The organism is Flagellimonas sp. (assembly GCF_965222555.1).
Taxonomy (GTDB): Bacteria; Bacteroidota; Bacteroidia; order Flavobacteriales; family Flavobacteriaceae; genus Flagellimonas.
In genome coordinates this window covers 1,708,784-1,728,844 of record NZ_CBDCUG010000005.1, presented here as the reverse complement: position 1 = coordinate 1,728,844, position 20,061 = coordinate 1,708,784, and the positions used below count along the sequence as shown (strand labels likewise).

Sequence of the window (20,061 nt, the reverse complement as noted above, 5' to 3'; positions counted from 1 at the left end):
ACAGTGAGATCATGAAAGAACGATTAGGCATAGTATTATTACTGTTAATTTTCGCTTCCTGCCAAAAAAAGGAAGAATCCATTACCATAACCCCTGAAGATTTCCATTACTCGGTAGACAAGGTTACCGAAGTCATGATCCATGATATCTTTTCACCTCCGGTTGCCAGTAGAATTTATGCCTACCCAAACGTGGCGGCTTATGAAATCTTGGCCAAAAATGACGATTCCTATAAATCATTGGCAGGTCAGTTGCGCAATTTGGAAAGTATTCCAGAACCTGAAAAAAGCGAGAAAATAAACTTTGAATTGGCTGCCTTGATTGCACATATTGATATGAGCAAAAAGCTAATTTTCTCTGAAGAGAGAATTGAAGCTTACCGCGATAGCCTCTACACTATTTGGGCCGAAAAAAATGATGCTGTTTTTAATGCATCCAAAACTTATGGCCTAAAAGTATCTGAACATATTGCTGCTTGGATGGACAAGGACAACTACAAGCAAACGCGTACAATGCCTAAATTCTCAGTTAACTCGGATGATCCATCACGTTGGCAGCCTACCCCTCCATCTTACATGGATGGTATTGAGCCCCATTGGAACAAAATTCGTCCTTTTGTTATCGATTCTGCAGGTCAATTTAAGCCTTTACCCCCTCCTCCTTTTTCCATGGAAGAAGATTCGGATTTCTATAAAGAAGTAAAAGAAGTCTATGATATCAGCAATGAAATTACGGCCAAAGGAGATGAATCTGAAGAAGTGGCCATTGCTCAATTTTGGGATTGCAACCCGTACGTTTCGGTTACTAGGGGGCATTTAATGTTTGCCACAAAAAAAATCACTCCGGGTGCCCATTGGATTGGGATTGCAAAAATTGCGAGTCTTAAAACCAATGCCGATGTAGCAAAAACCGTATACACCTATACCAAAACCTCCATTGCAATTGCAGATGCATTCATAAGCTGCTGGGACGAGAAATACCGAAGCAGTTTGATTCGCCCAGAAACCCTGATCAACGAACACATTGATGATAGCTGGGAACCCGTTTTACAAACTCCGCCGTTCCCTGAATACACAAGTGGACACAGTGTTGTTTCTGGCGCTGCGGCCACTGCCCTAACTTCCATTTATGGAGATAATTTTGCGTTTGATGATGATACCGAAATACCCTATGGGCTGCCGATTAGGTCATTCAAATCATTCAAAGAAGCTGCCGATGAAGCCGCAATCAGCAGAATGTATGGCGGAATACACTATCGTGCAGCGGTGGAAATAGGTGTTAAACAAGGGCGGGATTTGGGCAAATTTGTTGTTGACAAACTGGATATGACCGCATCCAACTAAATTCTTAAGCTCGGGAATGAAAAAAGTTCTAATATCCATTGTCGCAATTATCATCATTGCTTTGTCTTGGTATCTTTTTATAAAACCACAAGATTACCAAGTTAACTTTAAGGTTAAAACCACTCCCGGAACCATAAACCAAGCAGTAAAGGCATGGAATACCTCAATGGGTGATTTTAAATCCATTGAACAACAGAGTTTAAACAATTTTATACAGCAACTGGCTTTTAACGATTCCGTTCACGAGTACCACTGGAACGTGTCCCCAATCAACGATTCCTTAAGTCAGGTGAAGGTGAATATTAAAGATGCTGAGAATAGTTTGACAAACAAAATCCAAATACCCTTTTCCGATACGGATTTTGAAAAAAAATCCAGAAAAACCTTGCTTGCTTTTAATGATTTCCTCAATGATCATCTGAAAGATTTTAAAGTGACCTTGGTTGGCGAAGAAGACCTTTTTTCAACAGCTTGTGCTTGCATTCCTGTGAAAACTTCCCAAATTGAAAAGGCCAAGGGAATGATGCGGAATTATTCCTTTTTGAATTCCATCCTGTTTGAAAACAAAGTGGAACTCAATGGACCTCCCTTTGTGGAAGTGGTGGATTGGGATATAAAAACCGATAGCTTATCCTATAATTTTTGCTATCCAATTATCCGCTCTGAAAACCTGCCAAAGCACCCGGACATTACATACAAACGTATTTTTGGCAAAAAGGCATTAAAAGCCGAGTACAACGGCAACTATATTACTTCAGACAGGGCTTGGTATGCGCTGCTTAACCACGCAGAGTTAAATGGTATTGAAATTGAAAAAAAACCAGTGGAAGTTTTTTACAATAATCCCAACATGGGAGGTAACGAACTGCAGTGGAAGGCGGATATTTATTTGCCCATAAAAGAAACCAATGAATAAGCTCCCCGTTTTCTTGCTTCTGGTATTCTTACAGGGCTGTGCACAAAAGCCATATTATGGCGATTTGACCCATTTGGGAAAATTGCCCTCTAAACTTAGCGAAGTTTCCGGCATTGCCACCTTTAACCAGTCAAGGGCATGGGTTATAGAAGATAATGGAAATAAAGACATCATTTACGCCATAAACCTTGAAGGAAAATTGGTTAAAGAATTCAAGGTGAAAAATGCAAAAAACACCGATTGGGAGGATTTGGCCGAAGATGACCAAGGAAATCTTTATATAGGGGATTTTGGCAATAATGACAACGACCGGAAAAATCTGATCATCTACAAACTGCCTAACCCCGAAAAGGAAAAAGGCAGCAACATTCCTGCGGAGAAAATAGAATTTCACTACCCGCTGCAAAAAGCATTCCCTCCATCCAAAAAAGACCTCTTGTTTGATGCCGAAGCCTTTTTTCATTGGGACAATCAGCTGTACATCTTTACCAAAGACCGTTCACGACCTTATTTGGGAAAGACTTTGGTGTATCGCGTTCCTGACAAAAAGGGGACGTATAAGGCCCAACTTATTGGCACTTTAAATTTATGCAACGAGCAGAACCATTGCTCCGTTACCGGTGCCGATATCTCTACGGATGGAAAAACCCTTGCCCTTTTGGGGTATGGTTATCTGTATGTGATCCGGGATTTTGAACTTGACAATCTGGCCACCAGTAAAATTGACCGTATCTACCTCAAACATGAGACCCAAATGGAATCTATTTGTTTTCTTAATGATTCCACTTTGCTTATTGCTGACGAACAATCTCAGACCAAAGGGCGGAATCTATATTCTTACAAAATCGAATAGATTGATCTAGACAGCTCCTTTGACACTTCGGTCTTCCTCAGTGCAGTAGGGGCAGTATGCTATTTGGAAAAAGAAGTTTTTATGATGGTGAAAGAAGTAGGTGCTTTTTGGATTGCACTTATCGTGTTTGTATAAGATTAGTTGTGTGTTTAAGCACTAAAGTTAGCAAATGAATCACGCTAAGAAAATCTGCAAGGACTTTCGTAAGTAGACCAGAACTAGCAATTAATTTTATATGGTGTTGGTAGTAGTTTTTATTTTTCTTCCGAATAGTTTAAAATCTAAGGAAAAGTGACCTCCTCCACTAATTAATAAGCTTATGTAGGTAATCAAATAAACAAAACTTTTTTCTTGAACAATAAATCCTTTTCCCCCATTAATTATCCAAGTAGCAATAATCATTGTAATGATTAGTGGAATACAACTCCACCTTGTAAACAATCCAAGAATTAAAAATAAAGAACAAAAGAATTCGGCAAATATAACCAGAGCTAAACTTGTTTCAGCCCCCAACCCTAAAGGGTCTGCAAATTCTGAACTGATTTTGCTAAAATTTATAAGTCTTGGATATCCGTGCAGATAAATCATTGAAATCGAAACACCAATTCTCAATACAAATAAACTGAAACTTACACTTTTTGAAGAGGTGGTCACAACCGATTTTTTTAATAGCCTTATTGCTTCCATATTTCTAGTTTGCAAATTTTTGAAGTATTACATTTCTTGAACCTCTCAAAATGTTGTTATCATCTTTGGTTAGTGTCGTAATATTGGAAAGTCCGCCGTCTCTTTCTATTTTATCTAAATAAGATGCTACTCTTGGGTCATCCGAAAACCACAAGCCAGTTAGCCAATATTCAGGATAATCAGGATGTTCAATAGTATAATGGATATGTGCAGGTTCTCCATCGTGAGTTTCATATGGTGCGGGACGTATAGTTTCAAATTCATACTTGCCATTAGCATCCGTTTTCATCCAACCACGCAAATAACCGTGATATTTGCCGTGTCCATTTTCATTTCCTTTTTTTGGATAAATTCCCCTGTTATTTGTATGGTACACGTAAACAATAACATCTTTTGCGGGAGTTTTACCATCAGGTAAATAAACCGTTCCAGAAATAATAAGTTTTTCTCCTGGTTCGCCTTTTGGTGGAATAATGGTTCTCCAAGACACATTTTCTGGAGCTTCAAAAGTACCGCCCCAACTTGGTTTTTCTTGATTTGTAACTGTTGTTTTTAAATCTGGTTTTTGCTTTTTAGTCGATTGCGAACAAGCATTTAAAGAAAGAAATAAAGCTACAATACATAACATTGTTGTGTTTTTCATACTTATCATTATTTTGAATTTTAATCACTTCAAAAATCAAAAAAACATAATACTCTGAAAATATAACTTCCTGTAAATAGGCTAAAAGGAGTGGTTTTAATGCTTAGTGGTTGAGCAGTACATTCCAATTTTGACGGTAATGTCTACTAAATCGAACAGACTGTCCGTTGGTTAAAATACCATCATAATCACCATTTTTCCGAGATTTTATTTCGGTTATATGATTTTTATTTATAATTACTGAACGGTGAATTCTAATAAAAACTTTAGGGTCTAATAGTTCTTCAAGTTTTTTTAAACTCTCATCGTGTAGTAATTTTTGGTTAATAGAAAATACTGCTGTGTACGGTCTGTCCGTTTGAACAAACAGAACTGTAGAAGCATCTATTTTTATTCTTCGGGGTCCATTTTTTACGGTTATAAATTTTTGAATTGAAATGTCTTTTTTCTGTTGTTTTTTTCTGTTTAGGTATTCAATGATAAAAGGAAGAAATAGATATGTAATGATTGTTATTTGTGACTGATTTGAAATAACATTTTTAAGTATTGTTAAAAATCTATGAGGTATAGGATAGATAGCATTGCTTAATAAAATGAAAATCGAAGTAAAAAGAAATATATGTAGTACACTAAAGACAATTCCAAAGAGCAAAGCATAAAGAAATTTATTTAATAGTGTTTTTGGCTGAATCTTACTGTAAACATAATTAGCAAATTTTATAAACGGAATAAACAAGAGCCAATAAATATTATACAGCATTGTATCCGACCAATAAAAACCAGTTGATTTAAATCTTGAAAAAAGATAATCCTGCAAGATTGCTAATCCATAAATAATGATGCCAAACAAAATTATTACTCTAAAATTTGCATTTAAGAGTTTGTTATTTGCTTTGCTAAGTTTTTGTGTTGTCATTTCTTAAATTACTACCAACGTCTAAGATATGGTTCGTTTTAATGAGCTATATCGCCCGATACTGAAACACTGAAATAAATTCAATGCAGGCAAGTTCTGCACAGGTAAGTGAAGTTCGGGAATTTTGATTTAAAAGTCTAGTGTAAATTGATGTATGTGGGCAGTAAACAGATAAACCAATCAACGAACACCCATCAACCTTTTACCCTTTACCTTCTACCCGTCATTAAAACCCAAATCCTACACCAAAGGCAAATCGCATTCCATCGGAGCTGTTAAAGAGCCCAAAATTAGCCGACAAAAGATCTGCTCCGTTCAAAAAGAAACCACCTCCGTATGAGTTGTGCCATTTATCCGAATCATCACCGGGAAACCAAACCCTGCCATAATCAAAACCACCATAAATTCCTGGGGTGACCGGCAACAATCCCGTTTGCCTGTTCCTAAAACTCAACCTCAGGTCCATATTCTGGTAAAAGGCCGATTTTCCCGTAAAACGTTCAAACCTAAACCCTCTTAACCCATTATTGGCCCCAATATTGGCTCCTTGATAAAACTCAAAATCATCGCCAATATTTATATGCCCTTTGATCTTGGTTGCCAAAACCAGCTTCCCATTGGAACACAACTTATGATCAATGGACAGGCTTGGAATAATATACCCAAATGCCCGATCGGAATCATTTAAGTTCATTTTGTAGCCCCCGTGCAACGAAAAGCTCATTCCCATAGTAGGAAAGGCTTCATTATCCGAATTAGAATAACTGTATTCAGCATCCACGCCAAAGAAACTCTGCTCACTCTCTTCACCATTATCCACATAAAATTGATTAATGAACCGATCTTCGGTCTCTTCCACCTCAATATCTTCATAAGATGCCCCCAACCTTACTTTTGACCCCAAATATCCTCGCCAAACCAAGGAAGGAGCAACTTTTATGGTTCTTAACCTAACCCTGTTATAATCGAGGCCTAAAGGCTCATCATCATCATTGTTTTCCGTCTCGTTGCCAAACCCAAAAAAGTTGATGGCAAAATTTGGACTGGTAAATCTGGCATCCAACTCAAGATTCACCCCTTCAAAAACATTGGCAAACTCTCCATTGTATCCCAAATCAAAACCGTTGGTGGCAAAATAGTAGGTTGCATTAAAAATGTGACGCTGGGTAAACGGATTTTGCCTAAAACCATTGAAAGTGTACGTATTCGTAAATCCTATTCTAAAGCCATCATCCGGATTAGATCCAATGGTCGGCAGGAATTGATTATTGCTCGCCTTGATTTTTAAAAAATCGTAGGTGTTGGTGTCATAATCATTGATACTATGAACTGTTCCACCAAATGCCTCATCGTAGGTGTTCTTTTTGGTCTTGAAATCATAAGTGTGCACCTTTTTTGATTTTTCATCAATCTTGTACACATCGTTGTTCTGACCACCTACGATACGCACTTTAATTTTTGAGGTTTTGGTGTTTACCTCAAAAACGTCATCATCATCAAGGCCATAGACCCAAACTTCTTTGGTGAACTGTGGATGGTAGGTTTTTTTAAAGAACATATCGGTTTTCTCACCATTTTTGATACGATACCCCCTTACTTCCAAGTCGCCATTTTGGGTTGAAGTGATATTGAAATAATCATCTTTATCGGTCCCTGTGACCACACTATATTTATTGATGACACCAAAATATTCCTTGGCCGTGTCCACCAAGTTTCTTTTCCTTGCCAACAAAGTTTTTTTGATTTTATCAACGCTTTCATCCCTTACCTCCTCTGGAAAATTTAAAAAAGCTTTATCAATTACCGCTTCGGTAATATGTTGTTGAATAAATTTTGCCTGTGCGACCCATACATCCATATCTACTTCTGACAACAAGGCCATATCCAGGGCAAAAGTCCTGGGGGAAGAGGTGAATCCTTTTACACTTCTGATTTCCTCATGAAAGCCTTCAAAAATGCGAAGGGCGGGTACGGCACGTGAACCAAACTCCAAAATAAACCCATCTCCCCAACGGGAATACGCTTGATCTCTATCCCTAGGTATAGGCTTGTACACTTTTTTACCATCTTTTCCCTTAAATTCTGCCCATCGCCACTGATCTACATGTCGGTCCCAATCGCCAATAAGTATATCAAACAATCTGGCCCTGGCATAAGTTTCGCTGTCCAAAACATATTCCTCGTCCTCTCTTAGCTTTTGGATAAAATCATAAGTGCTTTCAATCTTTTTGGTTTTTCCGAAGCTTTCCAAATTGGAATGTCCATCCGAAACATGCTCTTCTATCATGTACAACCCTCCTCCAAAATCGGCATTAAAGTCGCCCAAAATGGACTGTTTTGGCACATAGTACAGTTTTGGATTGGTATGATACAGTTCTACCGCATCAGAAAGTTCTCCGATAGTAAAAGGAGCATACGGGTGGGCCCCGGTGTAGAGGTCCAAAAGCAACTTTTCTGTATAAGTGTCATCAAATTCACCAATCACAAATCGTTCTTGAAAAGCCATGGCTTGCAAATAACGTTCGGCACTCTTTCGTAAATCGCGCAATACATATTGCTTGCCCTCTTTATCCTTTAGTCGTAGAGAGTTGGATTGATTGCCACCTCCTTTTCTTACTACAGAGAGTCCGCCAAAAAGAGTATCCAGTCGAACTGTAGGGGCTTTGACCTTTGTGGCATAATACTTCCTATAACGTTCGCCCCAAAGCCATTTGTGGAATCCGCTTTTATCAATTTCTTTATCCGAATAAATGGATGTAGTCTCATATTCCGGAAAATCACTTTGGTATGACGCACTTTCCGTAGAAGGGGCTGGGGAAAGCACCTGAGATTGATACAACAGTTCTTCCGGCGTTTCACCAGCACCATAAAAGTCTACTTTTGAAGACCCATCGGTATAAACATTCAAAACGGCATAACCGGTTTTTCCGGTGGAAAATTTACTGCCGTTCAACAATCGGGTCGCTCCGGTGTTAGCACCTGAACCACTTATGATCTGCGGAATCCCGTTTTCTTCGATATATTGCAGGGAATGTTCATGTCCCGACACAAAAACTACCTTCTCCGAATATTGTGACAATGTGATTATCCTGTTTCTTAGATGATTGTACATTTTGTTGTACATGTCAGTTATAGAGGCCCCAGAGGTCTTTCTCAATAAATTGGCCAAGGAGCTAATCCCAGGTAGCGGGAACCCTTTGCCACTTGGATTCATATGTTCCTTAAACGAAAAATACCCTCCATGGGAGCCATAAGTAACCATGGGGTGATGCATTGCGATAATAGTGGTCTTATCCAAGTTTTTTTTGATCAGACTTTCCAGTTCTTCAAAAAATCGGGTACGGGATTTAATTTCGCAATCATCATTCATGGTAGGGTGTTTATCCCAATTGGTTAAATACCACTCTGTATCAATCGCGATTACCAAGATATTATCACTCACCTCTATTTTTTCAATGGGGCATCCATTGTCAGGTCGGAACACTCTTTTACTATCCAGAGCATTCTGAATGTACTTTTCTTGGCGTTCCAATCCTTTAAGACCATTACTGTACCAGTCATGATTACCGGGAATAAAAGCTGTTTTTCCTTTAAAGTCCTTCACAGTTCCCAATTGGGCATCCAAATGGTTTTTTGCCAACGCATGACCCTTCGGGTCACTTTTTTTGTCTGGAAAGCCGGCAGGATAAATGTTATCTCCCAAAAAAAGAACGGTGCTGTTCTTTGTGGCTTTTTTCAATCTTCCTTTAAACTGCTTGAGGGTAGAGTTCATATCCCCTTGGGGAGATTTCCCTGCATCACCGATCAAATAAAAAGTGTGCTCAACTTCTTTCCCTTCGGAAATGTCGGTTTTATTGAATGGTGTTTTATACTTTGCTTCGTAGGTAGCACAACCTGTGACCAAGGCCAGCAATAGGACAACTAAGTAATGTATTTTCATATCTCTGAGGTTGATTCCAAAATTTTGTATTTTGGAGAATTCAAAGTACTGTTATGTCGGAAATAATAGAAAAAGCTGAACAATTTGTCTCGGAACTTTTGGAAAAAGAATTAGATCCAAAGTTCTTGTACCACAATTTGCGACATACCCAGCGTGTGGTTAAAAGTACTAAAGAATTGCTCAATTTCTATAAACTTGGGCCTGCCGAGGAGGAAAAGCTGATTCTATCCGCATGGTTCCATGACACGGGTTATACCAAAGGAGTGCAAAACCATGAGGAGGCCAGTTGTAATATAGCGACCAATTTTTTGAAGGAAAACAGTTATGACCCCAAGAGCATTGAAGATATAAGTGCCAATATAATGGCCACCGAACGGTACCATAAACCTGAAAATCTGCATGAGGAAATACTACGTGATGCCGATGCTTCCCATTTTGCACAAAAGAGTTATTGGGAAACCACTGATTTTTTAAAAGAGGAACTGGAACTACTGGATATTGCCAAATACTCCAACAAAGAGTGGAGAGATGCCAACATTAAAATGTTCCGGAACGAGCACCAGTTCTATACAGATTATGCCAAAGAAAACTGGGAAGAGGGCAAGGAGCGTAATTTGAAGCAATTGGTGAAAGAGAAAAAGACGGAAAAAGAGATTGCTAAAAAAGAGGCTCTAAAGGCCAAGTATAAAAGTGAGAGTCCTGATCGTGGTATTCAAACCTTGTTCAGGGTAACCCTCAAAAACCACCTCACACTTAGTGATATTGCAGATACCAAAGCCAATATATTGCTTTCTGTAAATGCCATCATTATATCTGTGGCATTGTCAAACCTTATTCCCAAACTGGACAATCCCTCCAATGCCTACCTGATTTGGCCCACGTCAATTTTCATCACTTTTAGCGTTGTTTCCATGATTTTGGCTGTGTTGGCCACCAGACCCAACGTTACCAGCGGACAGTTTACCAAACAGGATGTGGAAAACAAGAAAGTAAACCTGTTATTTTTTGGCAACTTTCATAAAATGAGCCTTGCTGACTATGAATGGGCCATTCAAGAATTGGTGAAGGACAATCAATACATTTATTCTTCGCTCACAAAAGACCTTTACTTCTTAGGGTTGGTATTGAACCGAAAATATAAGATTCTCAGGTTGACCTACACTATTTTTATTATTGGGATAGTAATATCGGTAATCGCCTTCGCCATATCGTTCCACTTTTTAGGTGGAGCCGATAGATTAGCATAGTTAAGATTTTAGTTCTTCCATCAAATCTTCATAGGTATAAGTGCGCTCAGATTTGGTGTCTTTGTCTTTAGTATACAAAATTTCTGCCCTGATAGCTTTTAACCCGGTAACGCCTTGTAATCCCTCAAGCTCAACAATTTCAATGTTATTGGTGAAGTAACCTTTGGCCTTAAGGAACTTGATGTAGCGCATGTATTCTTTCTCATCCTTACGCTGACTATATACAATGGCCAATTTCCCTTTTTGTGTCAAACGTTCATTGGTCCCCTTAATATAGGATTTGTCAATGCGTTTTTTAATAATCTCATATCTGGCATTGTAGGTTCCATCCACATCAAATCGTTTTTCGTCCATTCTGAAACGAATGGCCAATGAAGTACTGTATACCAAAATAAGGGATGCAACATCCAGTTTTACAGGCAATTTTGGTTTCAGCGCATAGTACTTATTTTCCATATCGCACATTACCTGCAATTGCCACAACCTTAGGTTGCTCAAATAAAGTTCATCAAAGTTTCTATCATTGGCTATGGAACTGCCAATGTACATATTGTGCTCTACACCATCAGTTTTGTAGCGCTCAAAATAATGTGGGAACATTTCTTGGGCCTCAACCTGTTTTCGGTCCAACAAAGCGGCTAGTTCCATGTTAGCCTCCATTACACTATTATCGTAATTTTTACGATGGTCGTAATAGGATTCTGTTCCTTCGTCTATCTGCGCTTCATAGTTGTCAACCAACGCTACCAACTCCTTATTTTCACGTTTCAGATGTTTGAAGACAGGAACTATTTCCTCCTTTACAAAATCGAAGATACTCTGCTCAGTATGAGTGTACAATGCCTCCTTTACCTCTTCAATGTAGGTGTTCACCCTAAATATGAGTTCTTCATATATGGGAAGCTTGAACTTTTTGAACGCTTCGGTCAAAACTCCGCTAATCTCGGAGAGTTGAATCATTAAATCGCGCTGAATGGAAAGGTTTCTTTGCTTGGATGATTCCTTGATATCAATTTGACCATACAGTGGATAAACATCCTTAAAGACAATTTCCTTAAAAATAGGTTGGTTTCCTTCAAGCTCATCGGCCATAAACCGTTTGGCTTCTTCCTGGAACTTCCAATAGACCGAAGAATGCACCGTGGTGCACTCGTGCTGGATAATGGCATCAATCAAGTTCTCTTCTTCTTCAATAGATCGAAGCACAGCCGAAATAATAAATGGCATCACATCCTCCAATTTATTGGCATTGACGCTATTCAATTCATTCACAGTGGTCGACACCAACTCCAAAACACCCAAAAGATTACCATCACTGGCTATTGGAGCCAATATGGCGCTTTTTATTCCTTGCTCGTGCAGATTTTTATAGGGTTGTTCCCCTTTTGATTTTTTGAAGTACTTCTCTACATTGGAGATAGCAAAATAAGTGTTATCCGTAAACAACTTTTCACGGGAATAGCTACACAACATCTGATCACAGGATTCCATTTCCTTTCCTTTAAGAATATAACTTTCTATACCCTTACCATAAATTTTTAAGAATCTATTGGTGTTGGAATCATACCCTGTGAAACCGACGTTTATTTTTCTTAGGTTGAAAAGTGATCTGAAGGTTTCCTGAAAACTGTTCATTACGTTTTCATCACTCCTTTTACTGCTTCCAATCAATGTGGATTTAATTTCAGAAATGGAATGCTCGGCGGTAACATCGAACATATTGGAGATGACAAATCCCTTGGAAATAAAACTGTTCGGTGGGATTTTTTCCTTCCACAGCTCAAGATTATCAAAATTTTCCAGCAATTCATCCACATCCGCCTGGGAAAGTTCCTTTGCCTTTTCCGTGGGAACTATCTCCATAAAATCGGCATTATAAAGTATACGGTAATGGCGCATTACCCCATTGGCATCTGGAATATCATAAAACAATGGCCTCCTAAAGTCCATTTTAAACCCGTAGTAAAAGCTCAGCACTACGGTGCAACGCATGATATAATCCACATTTTGAGGTAAGTTCCGAATCTGGAGCTCAAATCCCTCTCCAGCGTCTTTTAAAATGTTCTGAAACCGCTCCGAGGAGTTAAAGACTGTATTTTCAAATGGAGTTGATACCGTTTTAATCTCATTTTTGGTAAGAACGGGTGAAAAGGTATCTGCAAGAATGACCTTAATCACATCCTTGTACTTGTCTAAAAGTGCAAAATCGCTAAAACCTTCCCTCAATTCTGGGTACGGCGCTTGTGCATCAAGTACATATTTGGCCCTTTCCGCCAAATATTTATCCTTGCTTTTAAGCTGCTCATCGTAGTGTTGCAACAGTTTGTTGAAACTCACCAGATGCAACATGGGACTCTCTGCCTGGTAATTTTGCTCCATACAATATAAGTCGAGGTTTAGCCTGTAAAGTTACAAAAAGAAAAAATGCGCAGTTGTTAAGGGATTCCTTATGGATTTGTTGTCATTTTTTGGATATTTAATGAAAATTGTTCCATGTCCTCTAGTTTTAGGTTAGATCGAGCGTACCAAAATGCCAAAATCATCCCTTTTGATGATTCTTCCAAGTTCATTTTATTTAGTGACTGCCATAGGGGAGATAACAGTTTTGCTGATGATTTCGCCAATAACCGGAACATCTATTTCCATGCACTGAACCATTATTACCGTGAAGGTTTTCAATATTGTGAATTGGGCGATGGGGACGAACTTTGGGAAAACCTCAGTTTTGAATCCATTTTTGAGGCTCATAAAAATGTATATCAATTGTTGCGACAATTTCATTTGGAAAATAGGCTCCATATGGTCTGGGGAAACCATGATATGGTATATAGGCAAAAAGCATATGTTGATAAGCATTTATCCAGTTATTTTGAGCCTATAGAAGATACGGATAAGGAACTTTTTGAAGGCATAACCTATCATGAAGCTCTTATTTTAAAACATAAAGAAACCGAACAAGAATTGTTTTGCACCCATGGTCACCAGGCCGATTGGTGGAACTATGTTTGCTGGCGAATTGGACGTTTTTTGGTGCGAATTCTTTGGAAGCCTCTGCAAGTGGTGGGGATAGCTGACCCAACAAGCCCTGCAAAAAATTACAAAGAGCTTATCCGGATTGAAAAGCGCATAAAACGCTGGATCCTTAAGAACAACCTTAGAATCACCATTGCGGGACATACCCATAGACCCAGGTTTCCAGAACCTGGACAAATTCCGTTTTTTAACGATGGTAGCTGTGTGCATCCACGAAGCATTACTGGAATTGAGATTGAAAATGGTGAAATCTCTTTGATCAAATGGCATATTGATACCAAACCGGATGGCACCCTTCAAATTGTGAAGGTATTGTTGGAAGGCCCTGAAAAATTATCGGACTACATAGATTCCTAAACCATGTAAATCATCGATTTAACGTCTCTTTATCACCTAGGTGGCAAGGTATTTGTTAACTTTAAGAAAAGTTATCGACCTATTTGCTATGAAAAATCTTGTTTTTTTTCTCTCCTTTTTGGTTTTTGGTTCTGCTTCTTTGCAGGCTCAAGGGGATATTCCCACTACGCGACCATTAAAGATTGGAGAACGGAACAATTTGGATATTAAATCCAGTAACCAAGGTACTTCACTTCGCATGCCTTCCGTAATTGATGAGAACCTAACTTCTAAAAATAACAAGCCTGGGATTAAAATGTTACCAGATCGAGATTTAAAACAAGCTGGTCATGATTTGGTCATTGATCCCAAAGTAGGAGAAAAAGAGAAAAAGGGATCTAAAGAACATCATGGCGACCAATATCTTGGTGATGTAAAAACCAGTGCCAAGTTTGTTGGGATTGTTTGTAGGGATCATGAATATGTGGATGGGGATCGCGTAAAAATATATCTTAACGGTGAGGTTATAGAACACAATATGTTGCTTTCCGGGACTTTTAAGGGAGTAAACATTGATTTGATTCAAGGGTTTAACCGGCTCGATTTTGAAGCTTTGAACCAGGGATCTGCAGGCCCCAATACCGCTCAAGTGGTTATAGCGGATGATAAAGGCAATATTATCCACAACAACCGATGGAACCTTTCCACTGGCTCCAAAGCAAGTTTAATAGTTGTCAAGGAAGAGGAATGATCACTCTCCGGGCTTATATGTTCTAACCGCTCTTTTTAAAACATCTTCCTTGTAAAAAGCTGCATCTTTCCATTGAATATCCGCATACATTTGAATTTGGTCCTCAAAATGTGGTGAATCTGGATTTCCACTTTGTCCCCCAGCTAAAATGGTCTTAGCCTTGACCTTATCGCCAAATTCCACTGCCGCAACGAAACTATTGCCCCTGGTACCATAAATCTTTTTGGTTCCATTGTTATAACGTGCTCCATAGGCAGCCAACGCACCCCATCGTCCACTGGCAAAACCAATGGGAATACTGGGTTTGGTATCATCAAAAGCTTGACGGATATCACCATTCAACCGTTGATAACGGTTTACCTCACCCCAGGGCATTTTCCATGTACCAAAATCCTGCTTTAGACGATATACAGTTTCTTGAAATAAAGCCAATTTTTCCGAATCTGGCGATTCATCGCCCCAATAGTTCACCAATTGCATGGCATATAATCCATCTGGCCTATTGGCCTGTCTATAACATTCCGTTCCATAATAATGGGCCAAAGTCATTGCCACGGATTCTTTGGAAGTTCTAAAATCCCAATTACGCAATATTTCAATGGGTTCTTTCAATTTGGATATTGGATTTTCATCATATGCCGCTATTAGTCCTGGAATCAAAGCTTTGAAGGCCGGTAAATATGGGTCATGGGCTAATACAATCAAACTGTCCAAGGTATAGCCGTTTCGGTCTCTCAATAATTCAATGGCATGTACCCCTCTAAAATTTTCCTGATCTCGCGACATATATTTGGGATAATCACCTCGTTTGGGACTGTTCTCCAAGGCTGAAGTGTAGGGTGTTGAATTACAATTTTGAAGCCATCCGTTTTCAGGATTTAGCACCAAGATATTTTCGTCCACTGTGTGGAGTCCCTGCCAATCTGTTTTGGCGTTACTACCATCCACAGGATTTGTATAATCAAAAATAGTATCCCTTTTAGGGATAAAATTCCCATGGAAATAGGCAATATTGCCCCCAGCATCTGCATAAACGGTATTGTTGGAAGAATTGGTACGAATGTCCATCATTTTTCGGAATCCATCATATCCATTTTGCTTAGTGCGGATGTATGATTGTTCCAAAGCTTTCACCGGTTCCCACATCATGGCCGAAGCGGTCCATTGCCCATCAACAATATGGGTGATAGGGCCGTGATGGGTTCGATACATAGGAAAAGTTTTTTCTTGCAATCCATCCCCAGTTTTATATTTGAGAGTCACTTTCGTAGAATCTAAAGGCCTTATTTCATCTCCATACGCGTAAAACAGTTTTCCATCATTCTTCAACAAAACTTCTTTAAACTCATCCATCACATCGGTATAAGTCGATGTATGCATCCAACCTGTTTTTTCATTAAAACCTTGGTATACAAAAAACTGCCCCCAGGTAACTGCTCCGTAGGCATTTAATCCCTCTTCACTGACCACGTGCACTTCTCCCCTAAAATAAAAAGAGGTATGTGGATTGATCAATAACATGGCATTGCCCGATTCCGTCAACTTTCCAGATATAGCAATTCCGTTGGATCCTTGGGGTTCGGCCATTTCATTTGCTTTGCCGCTCTTTATCAATCGCATTTCAGGAACCTGCGTCCCACCCTCGTAAAATGCTTTGATTTTCGCTATAGAAATCCGTTCAATGTCTCCGCCAATGCTCCCCTCACTAAAATACATGGGCATCCAGGGTTCAAAACGGGTCAAAAGCTTGGGTTTTACTTCGGGATGGGTGTGCAAATAGTAGTTAATACCATCAGCAAAAGCATCGCAAAGCTTTTTTAACCAATCAGGGCTTTTTTCATAATTGGCAATAGCTTCTTCTTTGGTCATGAACAATTGTGCACGGAGGTCACTATAAAGTGCATCTTCGCCTTCTACCTCTGCCAATCTTCCTGTTGCCCAAATGTAATTTTGTTCTACGCGATTAAAATCATCTTCGCATTGAGCATATAACAATCCAAAAACTGCATCGGCATCCGTTTTCCCATAAATGTGGGGTACGCCAAAATCGTCTCGTATAATGGTGACGTTTTCTGCTTGGGCCTGCCATTTCTCAACTTCAGTTTGAGGTTTTGGGCTACAGTTCACTAAAGTGAACAATACAATTAACAATGAGGTTCTCATATAGGTTCTATGCTTTTTTCAAAAACTGGGTCTTAAGTACGATTTGCGCTTTTCCCACACGACATTCCACCTCCTGCGGGCTTCCCGTTAACCGAATATTTTTTATCACATTCCCTCTTTTAAGGGTTTTGGACATGCCCTTGATCTTTAAATCTTTAGTGACATGCACATTGTCTCCATCTTCAAGAATGTTTCCGTTACTGTCTTTGGTATCCATACGTATGTTTTAGATCGTTAATGTACAGCAAATGCCATTGAATTGCTAATTGAACAATCCATTACCAACTGCCACTGGCTCCACCACCTCCAGAGCTTCCACCACCTCCTGAAAAACTACTGGAACTACCCCCAGAGGAACTGGAACCAAAAGAATGACTCCCGCCTGAAGAGAAGGTTTTGCTCATGTACTTACTATCACTTTTGAGCAATGAAAGTTTGAACCCTTCTTTTCCTTTGATGAGAATTTTTACCACAGCCAATACCACAGTAAATCCGAAAAAGCTCCCGATTACCCAATAAATCCATGAAAAGTCATCCAATAAATACAAATAGTCTTCGAAATTGATGTTAAAACCAAATATTTCCATTGCAAAGAACAGAGGCATTAAAATGAAGACCATAGAAAAAAGTATGGGGATCATTTGGAAAATCACCATGAACAGGCCTTGCAAAATGCCCAGCTTACCAATCAACATCCCCCGAAATGCTTCTACCATACCTGAATATGTCCTGAAGAATACAAACCCGCCGGCACCAATAAATATTAGAAAGAAAAGACCAATGAAAATTCCAACTCCCCAACCTATATCGTTTTCAGATTCCAGTTCATTCTTAAATTCCTCCAGCGCTTCCGGATTGTTCAGAAATTCAATGATCTGATCAGTGGCCAAGTCCAGCCCCTTAAAATAATTTTCCTCTTTGAATTCGGGAATCATGGTATTTCTGATGATTCCAGATGCAACAGCGTCTGTGATATAGGGCTCCAATCCATAGCCTACTTCAATACGAACTTCCCTGTCGTTTTTGGCAAATAGGATGAGAATACCATTGTCTTTCTCTTTTTGACCCAATCCGTTTTGGTTGAATGTTCCGTTGGCATATTCCTCAATGGTTTCATTTTCCAAAGCATCAATTGTCAAAATCACCAGTTGGTTGGTGGTTTCGGTTTCAAACTGTGTAAGTTTTGATTTCAGTCCTTCCAACTCTTGAGTTGAAAAAATATGGGCGCTGTCGGTAACAATTTCTCGCAATTCCAAATAGTCCTGCTGTCCAAAGACCATGGAAGAACCTATAAGAAAGAAAGCAAAAAAAAGAATTTTTTTCATGACACCTCTGAAATGGAAACCTTTAAATATACGATATGCGGGAATGTTCTTTTCCTATCAATGTACAGATTGCGTAAACGGTTTTATGTCCGTATAATTTCAACTAACTTGTACCTTCTTTTAAAACTCTTTATGTCAGAGAAAAAAGTAAGTATTCTAACTGCATTTAAAACCATAATCTGGCCCAAAAGAAAGTTGGTCTTTATTGGTTTGTTTTTGATTGCCCTTAGTAAAGCTGCCAGTTTTGTTGCTCCAATCGCTTCAAAATACCTTATTGATGATATCATTGTCAAAAAAGATGTGACAATGCTCAAATATTTGGTAGCGGGAGTAATGCTGGCTATTTTAGTTCAATCAGTCACTTCATTTTTGTTAACTCGAATTTTAAGTGTCCAAGCCCAGTTTTTAATATCTGAGTTACGAGCAAAAGTGCAAAAGCACGTACTCTCATTACCTATTCGCTTTTTTGATAATTCTAAATCAGGCGCCTTGGTATCCAGAATCATGACCGATGTGGAAGGAGTACGGAATTTGGTGGGTACAGGTTTGGTGCAATTAGTGGGAGGTGTGATCACTGCGGTAGTTTCGCTGATCCTTTTATTGGATATCGACGTTTTTATGACGCTTTTTACTTTTATTCCCTTGATCATATTTGGTTTAATCGCCCTAAAGGCATTTAAAATTATCCGTCCCATTTTTAGGGAACGAGGCAAAATCAATGCTGAGGTAAAAGGACGGTTGACAGAAACTTTGGGAGGCGTTAGAGTAATCAAGGGGTTTAATGCTGAAAAACAGGAACATGAAGTTTTTGAGGTTGGAGTGGATCGCTTGTACCAGAAGGTAAAAAAGAGCCTGACCACCACCGCATTTATGACAAGTTCTTCCACTTTTTTACTTGGGGTTGCCACCACAAGTGTAATGGGGTTTGGCGGTTATATGATTATTCAAGGAGATCTTAGCGTAGGTGAATTTGTGGAGTTTACCGTCTTACTTGGCATGATGATAGCTCCCATAGTGCAAATGAGCAATATTGGAAGTCAACTGACCGAAGCGATGGCTGGTCTGGATCGAACTGAAGAGCTAATGAACATGGTTCCTGAAGCAAATGAGATTGAACGGACCAACACGCTCAAATCCATTCATGGGGATATGAATTTCACCAATGTCTCCTTTGCTTATGAAGAGGACAAAGAAGTGCTTCACAATATCAGTTTTAAGGTAAAATCGGGACAGGTGATTGCACTAGTGGGCAGTTCAGGTTCTGGAAAATCCACCATTGCTGGGCTCGCAGCCAGTTTCTTGACTCCAGATTCAGGTACCATTACCATTGATGGGAAAGATATGTCCAAAGTAGAATTGAGCAGCTTCAGACAACATTTAGGCGTGGTTTTGCAAGATGATTTTTTGTTTGAGGGCACTATAGGGGAAAATATCCTCTTTCCAAGACCCAATGCAACGGAAGATCAGTTACAAAAAGCTATAAAAGCAGCTTATGTAGATGAATTTACCAACCGTTTTGATGAAGGCCTGGATACGTTGATTGGAGAGAGAGGGGTAAAGTTATCGGGAGGACAACGACAGCGTATTGCCATTGCCAGGGCCGTTTTGGCCAATCCAAGGATATTGATTTTGGACGAAGCCACCTCAAATTTGGATACAGAATCGGAAGCTTTGATTCAGAAAAGTTTGGCGGAACTCACCAAGGGCAGAACAACCTTTGTTATTGCCCACAGATTGAGTACCATTAGAAAGGCAGATCAAATCTTGGTAATTGAAAACGGACGGATTGCCGAACAGGGAACCCATGAAGAACTGATTGCTTCTGAAGGAAGGTATTATAATCTATTTACGTATCAGGCAAGGATATAAATAGATATGAGATATTAGACCGCTACGCTATTAGATTAA

15 protein-coding genes are annotated in these 20,061 nt (G+C 39.3%); 7 read left to right on the top strand and 8 right to left on the bottom strand.

The genetic code is table 11. The features are described from left to right. Positions 1 to 11 precede the first annotated feature (11 nt). Genes ACOQO1_RS16190 through ACOQO1_RS16180 form a run of 3 tightly spaced genes read left to right on the top strand, consistent with a single transcriptional unit; the run spans position 12 to position 3,112 of the window. The gene (locus ACOQO1_RS16190; protein WP_420603926.1) at positions 12 to 1,343 is read left to right on the top strand and encodes a vanadium-dependent haloperoxidase; all 1,332 of its coding nucleotides are present in this window, start codon (positions 12 to 14) and stop codon (positions 1,341 to 1,343) included. 16 nt (positions 1,344 to 1,359) lie between these two features. Continuing rightward, entirely contained in the window at positions 1,360 to 2,259 is a 900-nt protein-coding gene (locus ACOQO1_RS16185; RefSeq protein ID WP_420603925.1) for a GyrI-like domain-containing protein, read from the top strand. Next, the gene (locus ACOQO1_RS16180) at positions 2,252 to 3,112 is read left to right on the top strand and encodes a hypothetical protein (protein WP_420603924.1); all 861 of its coding nucleotides are present in this window, start codon (positions 2,252 to 2,254) and stop codon (positions 3,110 to 3,112) included. The genes ACOQO1_RS16185 and ACOQO1_RS16180 overlap by 8 nt, the downstream gene beginning before the upstream one ends. Positions 3,113 to 3,343: 231 nt before the next feature. Here the strand turns inward: ACOQO1_RS16180 and ACOQO1_RS16175 are convergent, their stop codons facing one another. From ACOQO1_RS16175 to ACOQO1_RS16160, 4 genes are all read right to left on the bottom strand, one after another. Next, a complete protein-coding gene (locus ACOQO1_RS16175; protein ID WP_420603923.1) occupies positions 3,344 to 3,799 on the bottom strand; it encodes a DoxX family protein in 456 nt (151 codons plus the stop codon). Positions 3,800 to 3,803: 4 nt separating this feature from the next. Further along, complete coding sequence (locus ACOQO1_RS16170; RefSeq protein WP_420603922.1) at positions 3,804 to 4,442, bottom strand: intradiol ring-cleavage dioxygenase; 639 nt, start codon at positions 4,440 to 4,442, stop codon at positions 3,804 to 3,806. A 103-nt stretch (positions 4,443 to 4,545) separates the two neighbouring features. Further along, a complete protein-coding gene (locus ACOQO1_RS16165) occupies positions 4,546 to 5,358 on the bottom strand; it encodes a LytR/AlgR family response regulator transcription factor (RefSeq protein WP_420603921.1) in 813 nt (270 codons plus the stop codon). A 226-nt stretch (positions 5,359 to 5,584) separates the two neighbouring features. Then, a complete protein-coding gene (locus tag ACOQO1_RS16160) occupies positions 5,585 to 9,298 on the bottom strand; it encodes a metallophosphoesterase (protein WP_420603920.1) in 3,714 nt (1,237 codons plus the stop codon). A gap of 53 nt (positions 9,299 to 9,351) precedes the next feature. Between ACOQO1_RS16160 and ACOQO1_RS16155 the strand changes: the two genes are divergently transcribed. Beyond that, on the top strand, positions 9,352 to 10,545 hold the full coding sequence (locus ACOQO1_RS16155; protein ID WP_420603919.1) for a Pycsar system effector family protein: 1,194 nt from the start codon (positions 9,352 to 9,354) through the stop codon (positions 10,543 to 10,545). On the opposite strand, the gene ACOQO1_RS16150 is transcribed toward ACOQO1_RS16155, so the two are convergent. Then, positions 10,546 to 12,924, bottom strand: a complete 2,379-nt coding sequence (locus ACOQO1_RS16150; RefSeq protein ID WP_420603918.1) for a GAF domain-containing protein — start codon at positions 12,922 to 12,924, stop codon at positions 10,546 to 10,548. A gap of 114 nt (positions 12,925 to 13,038) precedes the next feature. Between ACOQO1_RS16150 and ACOQO1_RS16145 the strand changes: the two genes are divergently transcribed. Both ACOQO1_RS16145 and ACOQO1_RS16140 read left to right on the top strand, forming a co-directional pair. Further along, positions 13,039 to 13,935, top strand: a complete 897-nt coding sequence (locus ACOQO1_RS16145) for a metallophosphoesterase (RefSeq protein WP_420603917.1) — start codon at positions 13,039 to 13,041, stop codon at positions 13,933 to 13,935. An 88-nt stretch (positions 13,936 to 14,023) separates the two neighbouring features. Then, complete coding sequence (locus ACOQO1_RS16140) at positions 14,024 to 14,665, top strand: hypothetical protein (protein ID WP_420603916.1); 642 nt, start codon at positions 14,024 to 14,026, stop codon at positions 14,663 to 14,665. Here ACOQO1_RS16140 and ACOQO1_RS16135 read toward each other — a convergent pair whose 3' ends face one another. From ACOQO1_RS16135 to ACOQO1_RS16125, 3 genes are all read right to left on the bottom strand, one after another. Beyond that, positions 14,666 to 16,828 carry an acylase gene (locus ACOQO1_RS16135; RefSeq protein WP_420603915.1) on the bottom strand — a complete coding sequence of 721 codons (2,163 nt, stop codon included), beginning with the start codon at positions 16,826 to 16,828 and terminating at the stop codon, positions 14,666 to 14,668. It abuts the gene before it with no gap. A gap of 7 nt (positions 16,829 to 16,835) precedes the next feature. After that, complete coding sequence (locus ACOQO1_RS16130) at positions 16,836 to 17,045, bottom strand: alkylphosphonate utilization protein (RefSeq protein WP_420603914.1); 210 nt, start codon at positions 17,043 to 17,045, stop codon at positions 16,836 to 16,838. A 61-nt stretch (positions 17,046 to 17,106) separates the two neighbouring features. Continuing rightward, entirely contained in the window at positions 17,107 to 18,153 is a 1,047-nt protein-coding gene (locus ACOQO1_RS16125) for a TPM domain-containing protein (protein WP_420603913.1), read from the bottom strand. Positions 18,154 to 18,285: 132 nt separating this feature from the next. Here ACOQO1_RS16125 and ACOQO1_RS16120 point away from each other — a divergent pair, with 132 nt between their 5' ends. Continuing rightward, a complete protein-coding gene (locus ACOQO1_RS16120) occupies positions 18,286 to 20,022 on the top strand; it encodes an ABC transporter ATP-binding protein (protein ID WP_420603912.1) in 1,737 nt (578 codons plus the stop codon). Positions 20,023 to 20,061 lie beyond the last annotated feature (39 nt).

Excerpts from the sequence above, each read along its gene's own strand:
- ACOQO1_RS16150 (WP_420603918.1), bottom strand. The coding sequence starts at position 12,924 with ATGGAGCAAAATTACCAGGCAGAGAGTCCCATGTTGCATCTGGTGAGT.
- ACOQO1_RS16165 (WP_420603921.1), bottom strand. The coding sequence starts at position 5,358 with ATGACAACACAAAAACTTAGCAAAGCAAATAACAAACTCTTAAATGCA.
- ACOQO1_RS16135 (WP_420603915.1), bottom strand. The coding sequence starts at position 16,828 with ATGAGAACCTCATTGTTAATTGTATTGTTCACTTTAGTGAACTGTAGC.
- ACOQO1_RS16175 (WP_420603923.1), bottom strand. The coding sequence starts at position 3,799 with ATGGAAGCAATAAGGCTATTAAAAAAATCGGTTGTGACCACCTCTTCA.
- ACOQO1_RS16185 (WP_420603925.1), top strand. The coding sequence starts at position 1,360 with ATGAAAAAAGTTCTAATATCCATTGTCGCAATTATCATCATTGCTTTG.
- ACOQO1_RS16140 (WP_420603916.1), top strand. The coding sequence starts at position 14,024 with ATGAAAAATCTTGTTTTTTTTCTCTCCTTTTTGGTTTTTGGTTCTGCT.
- ACOQO1_RS16160 (WP_420603920.1), bottom strand. The coding sequence starts at position 9,298 with ATGAAAATACATTACTTAGTTGTCCTATTGCTGGCCTTGGTCACAGGT.
- ACOQO1_RS16125 (WP_420603913.1), bottom strand. The coding sequence starts at position 18,153 with ATGAAAAAAATTCTTTTTTTTGCTTTCTTTCTTATAGGTTCTTCCATG.
- ACOQO1_RS16170 (WP_420603922.1), bottom strand. The coding sequence starts at position 4,442 with ATGAAAAACACAACAATGTTATGTATTGTAGCTTTATTTCTTTCTTTA.
- ACOQO1_RS16155 (WP_420603919.1), top strand. The coding sequence starts at position 9,352 with ATGTCGGAAATAATAGAAAAAGCTGAACAATTTGTCTCGGAACTTTTG.
- ACOQO1_RS16145 (WP_420603917.1), top strand. The coding sequence starts at position 13,039 with ATGTCCTCTAGTTTTAGGTTAGATCGAGCGTACCAAAATGCCAAAATC.
- ACOQO1_RS16120 (WP_420603912.1), top strand. The coding sequence starts at position 18,286 with ATGTCAGAGAAAAAAGTAAGTATTCTAACTGCATTTAAAACCATAATC.
- ACOQO1_RS16130 (WP_420603914.1), bottom strand. The coding sequence starts at position 17,045 with ATGGATACCAAAGACAGTAACGGAAACATTCTTGAAGATGGAGACAAT.
- ACOQO1_RS16190 (WP_420603926.1), top strand. The coding sequence starts at position 12 with ATGAAAGAACGATTAGGCATAGTATTATTACTGTTAATTTTCGCTTCC.
- ACOQO1_RS16180 (WP_420603924.1), top strand. The coding sequence starts at position 2,252 with ATGAATAAGCTCCCCGTTTTCTTGCTTCTGGTATTCTTACAGGGCTGT.